Source organism: Pantoea sp. EEL5, assembly GCF_049892805.1.
Taxonomy (GTDB): domain Bacteria; phylum Pseudomonadota; class Gammaproteobacteria; order Enterobacterales; family Enterobacteriaceae; genus Pantoea; species Pantoea ananatis.
The window spans coordinates 292,616-307,949 of the sequence record NZ_JBNDNJ010000002.1; the positions used below are offsets into that span (position 1 = coordinate 292,616).

Here is a 15,334-nt window from a genome sequence, read left to right on the forward strand (position 1 = left end):
ACAAATTTGCCTGCCGACCTGCCGTAATTCATAAAAGTGCAAACAATGCGACTTACTTTCGCTGTATCTCCGGGACAGGCACGAAAGGTTAACTATGTTTTCAGTCGATCAGGTCATTGAACGTTTCTGGCCGAACCAGCGTCCTGCCAACTGGCAGAAACGGATATTGAAGTGGATTCTACGTGAAGATGAATTCCAGCGCTTTGCCGCGCGCTATCCCCACCTGAAAGGGCTGGATATGGTCGAGCAGGTACTGGAACATCTTGACGTCCGTTGCGAACTTAGCGAGCGCGATCTGGAGCAGATCCCATCGCACGGACCGGTGGTGATCGTGGCGAACCATCCACTGGGTACCATCGACGGCATGGCGTTACTGCATGCGATATCTCAGGTTCGCCGCGACGTGAAAATCGTGGCGAACCGGCTAATTATGCTGCTGGAACCGCTCAACAGCCTGATGTTACCCGTCGACAATATCGGTAACCGCACCAACCGCCAGCAGCTGCAGCACATGCAACAGCACCTGAGCAATCAGGGCGTCCTGATTATCTTCCCGGCGGGCGAAGTGTCCCGCCTGACCAGCGCCGGCGTGCGCGATCGCGAATGGCATCACAGCTTTCTGCGCCTGGCCGCGAAAGCGCGCGCGCCGCTGGTACCGGTGCATGTCGAAGGTCGAAACAGCTCACTGTTCTATGCCACCGCGAAAGTCGCACCGTCCGTGGCGATGCTGATGCTGGTGCGTGAAATGTTTAAACAACGCGGGATGCGCATCAAACTGCGTATCGGCGCGCAGATCCCCTTCGCGCACTGGCACGATGGCCATACGCCCGGCAAAGAGCTGGCAAAGCGCGTGCGAAAACATGTTTACCGCCTGGGGCAGGGCAAAAAAGGGCTCTTCCAGACAGAATCCGCCATCGCGCTGGCGGAAGATCGTGCCGAACTGAAAAAGGCTCTGCTGCAAAGCGAGTTGCTGGGCAATACGCCTGACGGCAAGAAGATCTATCTGTGGCGGCGTAACGGGGCGACCTGGGTGCCGATACTGCGTGAACTGGGACGGCTGCGTGAGATTGCCTTTCGTGCCGTCGGTGAGGGCAGCGGTCGCCGACGGGATCTCGACAGCTACGATGATGACTACTATCACCTGATTCTGTGGGACGACGCAGAGCTGGAAATCGTCGGGGCTTACCGGTTTATCCCCGGTGGCGAACAGCTGGAACGACGCGGCATGGAAGGCCTCTACAGTCACAGCCTGTTCCATTACGACGAACGCATGATCCCTATTCTTCGTCAGGGCATTGAACTGGGCCGCAGCTTTATTCAGCCCGCCTACTGGGGTAAACGCGGGCTGGACTATCTCTGGCTTGGCATCGGGGCTTACGTGGCCAGATATCCCGAGGTGCGCTATCTGTTCGGACCGGTTTCCATCTCTGGCACTATGCCGCTGGCGGCGCGCGATTTGCTGGTCGCGTTCTATCGGATCTATTTCCCAACGGACTTTCCGCTGGCGACCTCGCGCTGTCCTTATCCGGCCTCTCTGCCTGCCGTACTGGCCCAGTTTAGCGGCAATGATTACAAAGAGGATCTTCAGCGGCTGAAGCAGCTGCTCAGTAACCTCGGCGTCGCCATCCCCACGCTCTACAAACAGTATTGCGAAGTCTATGAGCCAGGCGGGGTGCAGTTTATTGATTTCGGCAGCGACCCGGACTTTAACAACTGTATTGATGGGCTGGTATTGGCAGATTTAACCAAAATCAAGCCATCGCGCTACGAGCGCTACGTGGCGGTCCATCTGCCGAAGTAGCCCGGTGTCACGGTCCTGTCATCAAACTGTCGTAACGTCTTGCACAAAACGTACACGGCAAAGGCGACATCAACATGGCCGCAATTTCACTCTCCGGGCTGAATAAAGCCTTCGCGGCGCAGCCGGTCCTTGAGGCGGTCTCGCTGGAGATCCAGCAGGGTGAGTTTATCGCCGTGCTGGGCCCCTCCGGCTGCGGCAAAACGACCTTACTCAGGTTAATCGCCGGCTTTGAAACGCTGGATCGCGGCGAGATCTGGGTGGACGACACGTTGTTTGCCTCCCCGGATTTTCATCTGCCTCCCGAAAACCGCGATCTTGGCGTGGTGTTTCAAAACTACGCGCTGTGGCCGCATATGACGGTGGCTGAAAACGTAGGCTACAGCCTGAAAGTCAGCGGCGTAAACCGTGCCGATCGGGAAGAACGTATCCGGCAGGCCCTGGCGCTGGTCGACCTGCTGGCCTTTGCCGATCGCCGCCCGGCCGATCTGTCCGGCGGTCAGCGTCAACGCGTAGCCCTGGCCCGCTGCCTGGTGGCAAAGCCCCGGCTGGTCCTGCTTGACGAACCTCTGGCTAACCTTGACGTGCATTTGCGTGCCGCCATGGAAGAGGAGTTTCGCCGTTTTCACCGTCACAGCGGGGCCACCTTAATTTATATCACCCACGATCAGCGCGAAGCGATGGCGCTCGCCGATCGCGTTGTGGTGCTGAATGCGGGGCAGGTCATGCAGTTTGCTTCACCACAAACCCTGTGGCGTGAGCCCGCTAATGAGATGGTCGCCACCTTTATTGATGAGGGGCGCGTGCTGCCGGTAAAAGAGATTGAACCGACAGGCCAGGGCCAGGCATCGGTGATGCTGTTTAGTACACGGATGCGGTTGCGCTGTGCCGCGCATCAGACAGCCTTGCCGCAGGGTAAAGCCAGCTTTCATCGGGCCAGTTTCCGCCTGGCGGCTGACGAAACCGGCCATTTCACCGCCAGGGTTGAACGCCTGATTTACCGCGGCGGCCATTACGACATCCATCTGTCTCCCCAGGCAGAGCCTGAGGTTTCCATCACGCTGGCCCTTGACGATGTCTCTGCTCTCAGGGTTAACGACACCGTAAATATTGCCGTGACTGACGGCTGGATTCTTCCCGCATAAAGGACTTCAGACAGTATGAAAAAACTCATGCTTACCTCGGTTACATCTCTGCTCTTCACGGCTGCGCTGGCAGGCCCCACGCTGGCGCTGGCGGCAGACAAGCCTGCCGGCACGCTGGTGGTCTACACCTCGCAGGCACCGGAAATTGCGCAGCAAACCATGGACGCGTTCAAAGCGGCCTATCCCGGTATTCAGGTGGAATGGACGCGCAACGGCACTACGCAGTTAATGAACGTGCTGCACACGGAAATGATGAGCGGCAAGGTGAAGCCCGACGTGCTGTTGGTTGCCGACGCCATCAACCTTGGCGCACTGAAGAAAGAGAAGCAGCTCTATGCGTATCAGGATGCGCCCGTCGATCACCTGAAACCCGCCTTTTATGACCGGGATAAAACCTTTTTTGGCACCAAAATTATCGCCACCGTGATTGCCTACAACACGCAGCGCGCTAAACCCGTTAACAGCTGGAAAGCGCTGCTAAACGCGGACAACAAAGGGCAAATTGCCATGCCCAGTCCGCTTTACTCCGGGGCTGCCTTGTATAAGCTGCACACGGATATCACGACGCCTGACATCGGCTGGAACTTCTATAAACAGCTGGCGGCGCTGGGCATCGCGCCGCAGGGCGGTAACGGACCTGCGTTAAAAGCCGTAGCGAGTGGACTGGATAAATATGGTGTGATTACCGATGCCGACATTATCCGGGCCAAAAAGCAGGGATCGCCCATCGACCTGGTCTATCCCGAAGAGGGCGTGTCTTACGTCACGGAACCCGTCGCCATTATGAAATCGGTGCATAACCTGCCTGCCGCGAAAGCCTTTGTGGATTTTCTGCTGTCAGAGCCGGGACAGAAACTGGTGGTTCAGCAGGGTAACCGGCCGGTCGATGACCGCATTGCCGCGCCTGAAGGCTTTGTTCCGGTAGACCAGATCAAACTGTTGACCCCGTACTTGGAGAAGGCGGTGGCCGATGATGCGCAGGTGCGGGAACAGTTTACCGCGCTGTTCGGTGGCTGAGAATGAGCGTGCTGAGTAACGACTGTCAGCCTCGCCGGGTGCATCGCACGCGCTGGCGTTTTCGCGCTGAACCCTGGGTGCTAGGGCTGCTGGTGCTGACGATCGGGCTGCTGTCCGTGGCGCCTTTTACCCGGCTGATCTGGACAGCGATGGCCCCGCAGGGCGTACCGGATTTGACACGGCTGACGCAGCTGTTGATCAGCCGCCGGGTACTCAGCGCCACGTTAACGACCTTAAGCATCGGGCTGAGCGCCACCCTGTTGTCGCTGTTGCTTGGCACGCTCGCCGCCTGGCTGGTTGCGCTGAGCGATATGCGCGCCAAAGCAGCCTGGGTTTTCGCCTTTATCTTACCCCTGATGATTCCGCCACAGGTGACGGCACTTGCCTGGCTGCAGGCACTGGCGCCAGGCAGCCTGCTGGCATCGCTGTTTCAGCTGCTGGGTTTACCCTGGTTCGCGCCGGGTGAACAACCGCTCTATTCATGGGGCGGAATCGTGCTGCTGCTGGGCCTGCACAATGCGCCGCTGGTGTTCCTGACGGTGCGTGCCGGGCTGCGTCGTTTACCGGCAGAACTGGTGGAAGCCGCGCAGATTAGCGGCGCTTCGCACGGGCAAATCCTGCGCACCATTATTTTACCGCTGGCGCGTCCCGCCATCTTCGCGGGCGCAGCGCTGGCATTTGTGGCAAGCGTGGGTAATTTTGGTATTCAGGCGATGCTGGGCATTCCGGCACGCCTGCCGACCTTAATTACGCTGGTCTATCAGCAACTTAACGCCATTGGCCCCGGTGCGCTGCCGGATACGGCCGTCTATTCTTTGCTGATTGCGCTGATCACCTTAACCGGCATGATGCTGAGCGGCTGGCTGGGCGGACGGCGTGATGTTCGCGTGAGTGGCTCGCCGCGCCCGTTTCAGCAACCGCTTAACGGCGCGCGGCTGCCCACGGAGGTGATGGCCTGGCTGTGGATGGCGGCTACGCTCATCATGCCAGTCAGCGCGCTGCTGACCAGTGCGCTGACGCGCGGCTTTGGTCAGGCCTTGACGTGGCAGACCCTGACGCTGGAAAACTTTTATCAGGCGCTGTGGGGCTATCCCGCAATACGCCATGCTTTCGCGACCAGCCTGTGGCTCACCTCGCTGGCGACGCTGATGCTCACGGTCATGGCGCTGTTTCTGGCTTTCTTCCTGAGCTGGCGACGCACGCGACTGGTGCGCGGCCTGTGGTTTGCCAGCGAGCTGACTTATGCGCTGCCCGGTATCGTGACAGGCGTGGCGGCAATCCTGTTTTTTCTGCCGCCGCTTCCTCTGCTGGCGGTCTCGATTTACGGCACGGTCTGGATCATTCTCGCCGCCTATCTGTCCAACTTCCTGGCCTTAGTCTTGCGCCCCACGCTGGCGGGCTTCGCACAAATTGACCCCTCGCTGGATGAGGCCGCGCGTCTGTGTGGAGCGGGGTTTCTGCGCCGCATGGGCGATATTTTACTGCCGCTGGCGGCGCCGTCTGCGCTGGCGGGAAGCCTGTTGGTCTTTCTGACCGCGCTGAACGAAATTCAGGTCTCGGTGCTGCTGGTGACCTCCGATACGCAAACCCTTGGGCCAACCATTATCTTTCTTGATGAGGGCGGCTCTGCACCGCTGGCTGCCGCCGTAGGATGCCTGATGATTCTGGTTGTTCTGACCTTGATGTTGCTGGCGACGCGCCTGACGCGCGCTCTGCCGCAGGGAGTATTGCCATGGCAAGCCTGACCGTGGTGAGCGGCGTGGGGGGAAAGTTGCCCGCCGCTTTCCTGCTTGAGATTCAGGGATACCGCCTGTTGTGGGATCTGGGCGCGGGGCCGGAGCCCGGCGTAAAGCCGGATTTAACGGTCACGGGGCACGTCGATGCCATCTGTCTGACCCATTCTCATGGCGACCATACAGGTGCACTCGACAGCTGGCAGGCGTTGGGATCGCCGCCGGTTTACGCCACGGAGCTGACCTGGCAGCAGTTGGGAGAGTGCCCAGTACCTGCGCGATCGCGGCACGCATTGCCCTTACGCGGGCAGTGCGCGGTTGGCCCGCTTAATCTGTTTACCGGCCGGAGCGGCCACTCACCGGGATCCGTCTGGTTTCACCTGGCGGTCGCGGGCGGCATCACCTATATGGGCGACTGGAGTCGCGAATCACTGCTGCTGCCTTTTGACCGACCACCACGGGCGCGCTGGTTGATTACCGATGCCTCTTACGGCGACCGTCATCAGCGGCTTAATCAGCAGGTTGACGCGCTGATACAGGCTGCCCGCCACGGGGCGGTGGTCACGGCGCCGTTGCACGGCAGAGGCCCGGAGATGGCACTGCGGCTACGAGCAAAAGGGTTGCCGGTGGTGCTGTGCCCGCAGGTGCGGGAAGACGTGTCACAGCTGCTGGCGCAAAATGCGCTGCCGGCCGCCACGGCGCTGGCGTTGCTGCCGTTGCTGCGTGAGCCGACGCCTGCGCAATGGCGACCTGACAGCGTTATCGTCGCGGCCGATGCGGTGGCGGACAGCGGCCTGGCCGCCTTGCTGAGCCAGCGACCCGAGTTCAACCTGATTTTTAGCAGTCATGTCGCTCGCGGCACGCGGGCCTTCGCGATGCTACAAAACGGCTCAGCGCAGTGGTTGCCCTGGAATGTCCATCCCCCGCTGGACGATCAACTGGCGTTGATCAAACACAGCGGAGCGGAACAGGTCATTCCCGCTTTTGTCGAGCCGGCATTGTGCCAGCAGTTAATCGCCCGAGCGTCTGCCACGCTCAGCTGGCAGCGTCACTTTACGCTGTCATCCCGCTGGGAAAGCTTTGCCTGATCGCATTAGCTGTAAAGCCCGTGCTGCTGCACCGGCGCATGACCCGGATTATCCCGGATGCGGCGTACCGAGTCGCGTACCACCAGCTTGCCGTTCAGCAGCAGATTACCGGGCGGCAGGTTTGGATCTAAACGCAGCGCCTGAAGCATTTTGACGGCGGCCTCGCCCAGCTCGTCTCGCGGAACCTGAACCGAGGTTAACGGGATCTCCTGCACGGTGGCCAGGTTGAAACCATCCATGCTCATCACGGACACATCTTCCGGCACCCGCAGGCCCGCTTGCTGTAACGCCTGCACCGTTCCGGCGGCAATATAATCGCCACTCGCCAGAATCGCCGTAGGGCGCTGCGCCTGCGGGCAGCGACGCAAATAGTCGCCCAGACAGGCGCTGGCTTCGCTGCTGCTAAAACTGTTGAGCGTAATCAGGTGCTGGCGGCTGTCGAAGCGCAGATTCATGGCATGCCAGGCATCGCGTACGCCCTGAAGCCGCTGCTCCATGGTGTAACGCCGAAGGCAGTGCAGCGACAGAATTTGCCGATGGCCCTGTTCAAACAGATAGCGCGCGGAAAACTCGCCAATAAGCTGATGATCCGGCGACACCGAGGGCAGGCGCATTCGGCGGTCGCGGGCGTTGATCAGCACGCAGGGTTTGTTCATTTCGGCCGCCAACTGATGAATGTGTTCATCGTCGATACCGATCAACAGCGCGGCTTCCGTCTGCTGCATCTTGTCGATAAACAGCGCGGCATCACTTTCCACTTCTTCCAGCGGGCAGTAGCGCAACCGCACATCGTGCGGTTTAACGGCTTCGCTGATCCCCTGGATCACCTTGTAATAAAAGATATCCGTGCGGATATCGAATGCCCGCGGTGGCGCAAATACCATCAGGTCATTAAGCAACAGCCGACCATGCTGAAGATTATCCAGTACGCCTTGCTGCTGGGCGATGCGTAACACTTTGTCGCGCGTGGCGGCGCGAATATTGGCTTTCCCGGCAAGGACGCGCGAAACCGTGCTGATCGACACGCCGCTCAGGGCGGCAATTTCGCTCACTTTTAAGCTTTGCTTCATTCTGTGATCGCCCTCAAATCTGCAAATGAAAAAATTTTCATAAGGTGCTGAATCGTGTCCCTGCTGGTCTGCAAGGGCATTTTTGTTATTTCCCGATAGTGCCATGAAAAGGGTTGCAAAAAATGGGCTGTACCCACGTTTTCGGCTTTTTTAAGGTCGGATCAGATAAACAGGCTCGCTGCGCGGCAACGCGTCAATTACTGGCTACAGGAGTTTCATCATGAGTCTCGACTCGACCACCCGCACTCACGCGTCGTCGCGCCCGCTGCGGATGATTAAAAATTTGCGCTGGTGGATGCTGGGCATGTTCCTGCTGGGCGTCACGGTGAATTACATCACCCGTAACTCCCTGGGGATTCTGGCACCGGAACTGAAAAGCACCCTGAATATGACCACGGAGCAGTATTCCTGGGTCGTGGCGGCTTTCCAACTGGCCTATACGCTGTTTCAGCCTGTGTGCGGCTGGTTAATCGATGTTATCGGTCTGAAAGTGGGCTTTTTGATCTGCGCCGTTATCTGGTCTGTCACCTGTCTGCTGCACGCCGGGGCAGGAAGCTGGCTGCATCTGGCGCTGTTACGTTTTGTGATGGGCGCATCAGAGGCGGCAGCCACGCCCGCGAATGCCAAGGCCATTGGGGAGTGGTTTCCAAAAAAGGAGCGGCCGGTAGCGGCAGGCTGGGCGGGCGTTGGCTTTTCCGTCGGCGCGATGCTGGCTCCGCCCATTATTTATATCGCGCATATCTCGTTTGGCTGGCAGGGCGCATTCCTGCTCACCGGCGGGCTGGGTTTGATCTGGGTGGCGCTCTGGTGGTGGGGTTATCACTCGCCTGAGCGCCATCCGCGCCTCTCGGATGAGGAGCGGGCGTTTATTACCCAGGACAACGAAGTCATCGGCGAAAAGCTGCCGTTTTTCACTGCGATGAAAGTGATTGGGAAAGAGAAGAAGTTTTACGGAATCGCTATTCCGGCTTTTTTAGCCGAGCCCGCCTGGGCGGTCCTGAGCTTCTGGGTGCCGCTCTACCTGGCCAATGAACGCGGCATGGATCTGAAGCAGATCGTGATGTTCGCCTGGCTGCCGTTCCTGGCCGCTGACTTCGGCAGCGTCGCCAGCGGTTACCTGACAAAACTCTACGTGCGCTGGTTTGGCTGCTCCCGCGTGAACTCCATCGTCGCCAGTTCCGTCACCGGGGCCGCGCTGATGATCTCGCTGGCACTGATGACGCTGGTTAAAGATCCCTATCTTGCCATTGCCCTGATCTCCATCGGCGGTTTCGGCCACCAGGTGATTTCCTGCATGTTGAGCGCGCTGGTGGTTGAGCGTTTTGATCGCCGCCAGATGGCGACGGTCAACGGCATGCGCGGGTCCTGCGCCTGGATAGCCAGCTTTATTTTTTCACTGATTATCGGCGTTACCGCCGACACCATTGGCTTCAATCCCCTGTTTATTGCCATGGGCTTTTTTGATCTGATTGGCGCGGTTTTTCTGGTGATGTTTATTGCCGAACGCCGCCAACGTACTGCTAAACAGTGAGGGTAATCTCATGAAAACACTTAAGACATGGACGCTACATCAACAAACGCCGCATTTTGTCGAACTGAAAGTCGAGCAGCGTCACTTTTTACGGATTTACGTATTAGAAAACGGCCTGATGCGCGTGCTGCTGAAACGCGACGGGGAACTGGCGCTGAACCGCACCTGGAGCATTGCCCCGCAAGAGGATGTGCCCTGGGAGGGGCGCGACCGCGAATCGCTGGAAGGTTTTACGCTGCCCGCCTTTACCCTGCAACAGGAGGCGCAACAAATCCGTCTGGCCACGGACCGGCTGCGGGTTACCGTGCATTATCCCCTTTGCCTCAGTTGGGAACATTTTGACGGCACCGACTGGCAGCCGCTGGCGGTCGATCGCCATACCGGGGCTTACCTGCTGAACATGCATGGCGATGGCGTGGAACATTATCAGCGTCGTCAGCCGCAGGATCGGGTTTACGGCCTGGGTGAAAAGAGCGGCGATCTCAACCGGGTCAATCGCCGTTTCGAAATGCGCAATCTGGATGCGATGGGCTATAACGCTGCCAGTACCGATCCGCTCTACAAACATATTCCTTTCACGCTGACCCAGCGTGACGGCGTCAGCTTCGGGCTGTTTTACGATAACCTCACCAGCAGCTGGCTGGACCTGGGGAATGAGTTAGATAATTATCATCTGCCTTATCGCCGTTACCGCGCAGAGGCGGGCGATCTGGATTACTACATGATGCTGGGCCCGACGCTGCTGGAGGTGACCAAAGCATTTGTTCGCCTCACCGGCCGGACGCTCTTTCAACCGAAGTGGAGCCTGGGCTACAGCGGTTCCACCATGCACTACACGGATGCGCCTGATGCGCAGCAACAGCTCCTGTCCTTTATTCAACTGTGCCGCGAGCATGAGATTCCCTGCGATTCGTTTCAACTGTCGTCGGGCTACACCTCCATCAATAACAAGCGCTACGTGTTCAACTGGAACTATGACAAGGTGCCGAATCCCAATGCCATGTGCGCTGCTTTCCATCAGGCCGGGATGAAGCTGGCGGCCAACATCAAGCCCTGCCTGTTACAGGATCATCCACGTTATAAAGAAGTGGCGGATCAGGGGCTGTTTATCCGCGATTCGGAACAGGATCGGCCTGAGCGTTCCGTATTCTGGGATGATGAAGGCTCGCATCTGGATTTCACCCATCCCCAAACGGTGGCGTGGTGGCAGCAAAACGTCACTGAGCAGTTGCTGAAAAAAGGGATCGATTCGACCTGGAACGATAATAACGAATATGAAGTCTGGGACGGCGAAGCACGCTGCTATGGCTTTGGCCAGCCCATTGCGATTAAGCACATCCGACCGGTGATGCCGCTGCTGATGATGCGCGCCTCGATGGAGGCTCAGCAGCGCTTTGCCCCGGAAAAAAGGCCGTACCTGATTTCCCGTTCAGGCTGCGCAGGCATGCAGCGCTATGTGCAGACGTGGAGCGGGGATAACCGGACAAACTGGCAAACCCTGCGCTATAACATCCGTATGGGGTTGGGAATGAGTCTGTCGGGCCTGTTTAACGTCGGGCACGATGTGGGCGGGTTTGCCGGCGATAAACCGGATGCGGAGCTGTTTGTGCGCTGGGTACAGAATGGCGTGATGCATCCCCGTTTTACCATTCACTCATGGAATGACGATCACACCGTCAACGAGCCCTGGATGTATCCGGAAGCCACATCAATGATTCGTGAGGCTATTCGCCTGCGTTATCGCCTGATGCCGTATCTGTATACGCTGGCCTGGCAGGCCAGCGAGCAGGATGAGCCAATGCTGCGGCCAACCTTCCTCGATCACGAGCACGATCCGCGCACCTATGACGAGTGCGATGATTTCATGCTGGGGCGCGATTTGCTGGTGGCAAGCGTGGTTGAGCAGGGCGCCCGTCAGCGCCAGGTCTATCTGCCAGATAACGCCCACGGCTGGTATGACTGGCACAGCGGTAGCTGGCTGGCGGGGGGCCAGTCGGTAATGCTGGATGCGCCGCTGGATCGTCTGCCGTTACTGGTCCGTGCCGGTGCTGCAATTCCACTGGGGCAGTGTGAAAGTACCACCGATGCGCAGCGTGATAACGTACGGGAACTGCAGCTGTGGCCTGCGCCGGGCAATGCGACCACCTCCGGCGAACTGTTTGACGACGACGGAGAAACGCACGGCTGGCAGAAGGGCAATGCGCTTTGGCTGAGCTGGACGTTAACCAGCAGCGCGTCACGGTTGGAGCTGATCATTGAAAAGCGGGGAGATTATCAGCCAGCCTGGCGTGATATGGCGATTAGCTTACCGCCGGGCGAGAAGCGTCCGTTGTGGGTCAACGGGGAAATGACAACCTGTTACCGACTGGCGTAACCGAGAGCGCCAATCACACTACCGGCCCACCTGCGTGGGCCGGTTTATTTTAGGCGGAGTGGGTTTCGGTGCTCATGCGTCCAAGGTCTTTATCGACCAGGAACAGACCGTTACCGCTATCGCCAACCATCGCCAGTTTATCCAGCACGGTTTTAAACAGCTTCTCTTCTTCATGCTGTTCTGCAACATACCACTGCAGGAAGTTGAAGGTTGAATAGTCCTGCGTTGTCATCGCTGAGTGCGCCAGTTCATTGATTTTACTGGTAATCAGCTTCTCGTGATCCAGCGCCTGAATCAGCACTTCGTTCAGTGAATTGTAGGCAACGGGCGGTGCAGCAATGCTGCCCAGCACCGGCATAGCACCGGTATCGCTCAGATAGTCGAACAGGCGCTGCATGTGTTCCATCTCTTCACGCGAATGCATTTTCAGGAAGGACGCTGCGCCCTCATAGCCTTTATCGCTGCACCACGCACTCATTTGTAAATAGAGATTGGCGGAGAAAAATTCGAGGTTCAGCTGGTCGTTTAAACGTCCAGTCATTTCAGCAGTCAGCATGGCCGCGTCCTTTGAGTGTTAATAAATTAGTGGTGAATTATGCAACAGGCTGGTAACGAATGGGAAGCCTTTTATTGAAAAATTTGCAATTTATCTGTTTGATTTAAAAAGAATTATTTCAACTGTTGAATGCGAGCGATTATCATTGTGGTCAGCTTTTCGGGTCGCCAGTTGTCACTCCCTAAGCCGGTGCGCCTGGCTTCCGTGCGGCTTCCTTTACCGGCAGGTCAGGCTGGATGCGGCCTGGCAGGAAGGCAAGGGTGACCCGGCGATGAACTGGCTGCAGCGCATGCGCAAGAAATGCCTGACCAGAGATTTGTGCGGCAAGGCGTGAAGGTGAATCTTATGCGGGTTCATCGCGAAGAAATCGCATAAACTTTTCGTGAAATGCCACCGTTAACCCTCAGGGGGAATATGCAATCTGTCAAAAGCCATGCTGAATTTTACGACGTCCAGTTTTCAAAAGAAGATTTCACCGGTCTGACGATCGCTGAAACGCATTTTGAAGACTGCGAATTCAATAACGCCAACTTTACCTCTGCGGTGTTTTCGGCCTGCAAGTTCATCAACTGTGTGTTTAATCACTGCAATATGAGCCTGCTGAACCCATCCAATAGCCGCTTCTTTGGCGTTCACTTCAATGAGTGCAAGCTGACCGGCATTGACTGGACGACAGCCTACTGGCCCGATTTTTATCTGGATCACGAACTGCATTTTCAGAAATGTATTCTGGCCAGCGGCTCTTTTTTTGGGCTGCGGTTGCAGGGCTTAAAAATGGAGGCGTGCAAACTGACAGAGGTGGATTTCAGGGAGTGCGATTTAACCGGCGCAACGCTCACCGAATCGGACCTCACGGGCAGTTTATTCAATCACACCGTGCTACGTGGCGCAGATCTCACAGAATCCTGGAATTACGCCATCAATATCTTCCATAACACGGTCGATAAAGCCAAATTTTCTCGCCTGGAAGCGGTTTGTTTGCTGGAAAGTCTGGGCATCGAACTCGTCGATTAGTCGAGGCCTGAGGAGTAACCGCCCCCACGGATACGCTTTATGGGGCAGGTTTCGTTCGGGGTAACGCCTGGCCACCCTGACGCGCTACCGGCGCGGCGGCCTGCCGTTTCTGACTGACGCCACTTTCTCTTCCGTACGCTGTAGGCCAATAGCACAAAATATTGTATGCTATGCCGCCTTAAAGTTGACCAGGTAACCGGAAGCACGCCAATGTAACTTTGCGCTCACCCCGCGACGACATAAAGTCGCATTTGGCACCGTTTATCCGCCGGTAAGGTTCTGCCGGCCACCGTGATTTATCTGCCGCGCCTGTTAGCGCGTGGCTACGTTGAGAAGAATTCACTCATGTCTAATCCCTTTTTAGAAGAGGTGGCACGCCGCCGCACCTTCGCGATTATCTCGCACCCGGATGCCGGTAAAACCACAATTACCGAAAAAGTCCTGCTGTTCGGACAGGCGATCCAGACCGCCGGTACGGTAAAAGGCCGCGGCTCCAACCAGCATGCGAAGTCTGACTGGATGGAGATGGAAAAGCAGCGTGGTATTTCAATCACGACGTCAGTTATGCAGTTTCCCTATCGTGACAGCCTGGTAAACCTGCTGGATACGCCGGGGCACGAAGACTTCTCTGAAGATACCTATCGTACGCTGACCGCCGTTGACTGCTGCCTGATGGTGATCGACGCAGCGAAAGGCGTTGAAGATCGTACCCGTAAGCTGATGGAAGTGACGCGCCTGCGCGATACGCCGATCCTGACCTTTATGAACAAACTCGACCGTGACATCCGCGATCCGATGGAACTGCTGGATGAAGTGGAAAGCGAGTTAAAAATCGCCTGTGCGCCCATCACATGGCCAATAGGCTGCGGTAAGTTGTTTAAAGGGGTTTATCACCTTTATAACGATGAAACTTATCTCTATCAGACCGGTAAAGGGCACACCATCCAGGAAGTGCGCATCGTTAAAGGCCTGAACAACCCAGACCTCGACGCGGCCGTCGGCGAAGAGCTGGCCGCACAGCTGCGTGAAGAGCTGGAACTGGTGCAGGGCGCCTCGCACGAATTCGAAAAAGAGGCTTTCCTTAGCGGTCAGCTCTCTCCGGTGTTCTTTGGTACTGCGCTGGGTAACTTTGGCGTTGATCATATGCTGGATGGCCTGGTGGAGTGGGCGCCGCGCCCCATGCCGCGCCAGACCGATACCCGCCAGGTTGAGGCAAAAGAAGAGAAATTTACCGGTTTCGTGTTCAAGATTCAGGCTAACATGGATCCCAAGCACCGTGACCGCGTGGCGTTTATGCGCGTGGTATCAGGCCGTTATGAAAAAGGCATGAAGCTGCGCCAGGTGCGCACTGGCAAAGACGTCGTGATTTCTGATGCGTTAACCTTTATGGCGGGCGACCGTTCGCACGTAGAAGAAGCCTATCCGGGCGATATCATCGGCTTGCACAACCACGGCACGATTCAGATCGGCGACACCTTTACCCAAGGTGAGAACATGAAGTTCACCGGTATTCCGAACTTTGCGCCAGAACTGTTCCGCCGTATTCGCCTGCGCGATCCGCTGAAGCAAAAGCAACTGCTGAAAGGGCTGGTCCAGCTGTCGGAAGAGGGCGCGGTTCAGGTGTTCCGTCCGGTTCACAATAACGACCTGATTGTGGGAGCTGTTGGTGTCCTGCAGTTTGACGTGGTCGTCGCGCGTCTGAAAAGCGAATACAACGTTGAAGCCATCTATGAGGCGATTAACGTTTCTACGGCACGTTGGGTCGAGTGCAGCGATGCCAAAAAGTTCGAAGATTTCCAGCGTAAAAATGAGGTGAACCTCGCGCTGGATGGCGGTGATAACCTGACCTATATCGCTCCCACCATGGTGAATCTGAATATTACTCAGGAACGCTATCCTGATGTGACATTCCGTAAAACCCGCGAGCACTAATTCGTGCTTTCAGGGTCATTCCAGCACGGAATGGCCCTGTTTCAACGGATACAGAACCCTCCTAAAACGCGCCTTT

11 protein-coding genes are annotated in these 15,334 nt (G+C 57.2%); 9 read left to right on the forward strand and 2 right to left on the reverse strand.

Annotated features, from left to right (window positions below; translation table 11 throughout):
• The first annotated feature begins 94 nt into the window (after nucleotides 1-94).
• The 5 genes from ACPXSQ_RS12965 (at nucleotide 95) to ACPXSQ_RS12985 (ending at nucleotide 6,781) form a co-directional block, all read left to right on the forward strand.
• Nucleotides 95-1,801 carry a lysophospholipid acyltransferase family protein gene (locus ACPXSQ_RS12965; RefSeq protein ID WP_013027186.1) on the forward strand — a complete coding sequence of 569 codons (1,707 nt, stop codon included), beginning with the start codon at nucleotides 95-97 and terminating at the stop codon, nucleotides 1,799-1,801.
• Nucleotides 1,802-1,875: 74 nt separating this feature from the next.
• Nucleotides 1,876-2,943, forward strand: a complete 1,068-nt coding sequence (locus ACPXSQ_RS12970) for an ABC transporter ATP-binding protein (protein ID WP_238493661.1) — start codon at nucleotides 1,876-1,878, stop codon at nucleotides 2,941-2,943.
• A gap of 15 nt (nucleotides 2,944-2,958) precedes the next feature.
• Nucleotides 2,959-3,960: an ABC transporter substrate-binding protein gene (locus tag ACPXSQ_RS12975; RefSeq protein ID WP_426143985.1), complete on the forward strand. Its 1,002-nt coding sequence runs from the start codon at nucleotides 2,959-2,961 to the stop codon at nucleotides 3,958-3,960.
• Between the two features lie 2 nt (nucleotides 3,961-3,962).
• The gene (locus ACPXSQ_RS12980) at nucleotides 3,963-5,705 is read left to right on the forward strand and encodes an ABC transporter permease (RefSeq protein WP_370606397.1); all 1,743 of its coding nucleotides are present in this window, start codon (nucleotides 3,963-3,965) and stop codon (nucleotides 5,703-5,705) included.
• Entirely contained in the window at nucleotides 5,693-6,781 is a 1,089-nt protein-coding gene (locus tag ACPXSQ_RS12985; RefSeq protein WP_210450194.1) for an MBL fold metallo-hydrolase, read from the forward strand. Before ACPXSQ_RS12980 ends, ACPXSQ_RS12985 begins: the two co-directional genes overlap by 13 nt.
• A 5-nt stretch (nucleotides 6,782-6,786) precedes the next feature.
• On the opposite strand, the gene ACPXSQ_RS12990 is transcribed toward ACPXSQ_RS12985, so the two are convergent.
• Complete coding sequence (locus tag ACPXSQ_RS12990) at nucleotides 6,787-7,851, reverse strand: LacI family DNA-binding transcriptional regulator (protein WP_015699526.1); 1,065 nt, start codon at nucleotides 7,849-7,851, stop codon at nucleotides 6,787-6,789.
• Nucleotides 7,852-8,071: 220 nt separating this feature from the next.
• On the opposite strand from ACPXSQ_RS12990, the gene ACPXSQ_RS12995 reads away from it, so the two are divergent.
• The gene (locus tag ACPXSQ_RS12995; protein ID WP_013027180.1) at nucleotides 8,072-9,382 is read left to right on the forward strand and encodes an MFS transporter; all 1,311 of its coding nucleotides are present in this window, start codon (nucleotides 8,072-8,074) and stop codon (nucleotides 9,380-9,382) included.
• A 10-nt stretch (nucleotides 9,383-9,392) separates the two neighbouring features.
• Nucleotides 9,393-11,756: a glycoside hydrolase family 31 protein gene (locus tag ACPXSQ_RS13000; protein WP_200286798.1), complete on the forward strand. Its 2,364-nt coding sequence runs from the start codon at nucleotides 9,393-9,395 to the stop codon at nucleotides 11,754-11,756.
• A gap of 49 nt (nucleotides 11,757-11,805) precedes the next feature.
• On the opposite strand, the gene ftnA is transcribed toward ACPXSQ_RS13000, so the two are convergent.
• On the reverse strand, nucleotides 11,806-12,312 hold the full coding sequence (ftnA, locus tag ACPXSQ_RS13005; protein ID WP_013027178.1) for a non-heme ferritin: 507 nt from the start codon (nucleotides 12,310-12,312) through the stop codon (nucleotides 11,806-11,808).
• Between the two features lie 414 nt (nucleotides 12,313-12,726).
• Here ftnA and ACPXSQ_RS13010 point away from each other — a divergent pair, with 414 nt between their 5' ends.
• Together ACPXSQ_RS13010 and prfC are read left to right on the forward strand one after the other, a co-directional pair.
• Nucleotides 12,727-13,326, forward strand: coding sequence for a pentapeptide repeat-containing protein (locus ACPXSQ_RS13010; protein WP_014605062.1), 600 nt, complete (start codon nucleotides 12,727-12,729; stop codon nucleotides 13,324-13,326).
• Nucleotides 13,327-13,671: 345 nt separating this feature from the next.
• A complete protein-coding gene (gene prfC / locus ACPXSQ_RS13015; RefSeq protein WP_014594591.1) occupies nucleotides 13,672-15,258 on the forward strand; it encodes a peptide chain release factor 3 in 1,587 nt (528 codons plus the stop codon).
• Nucleotides 15,259-15,334 lie beyond the last annotated feature (76 nt).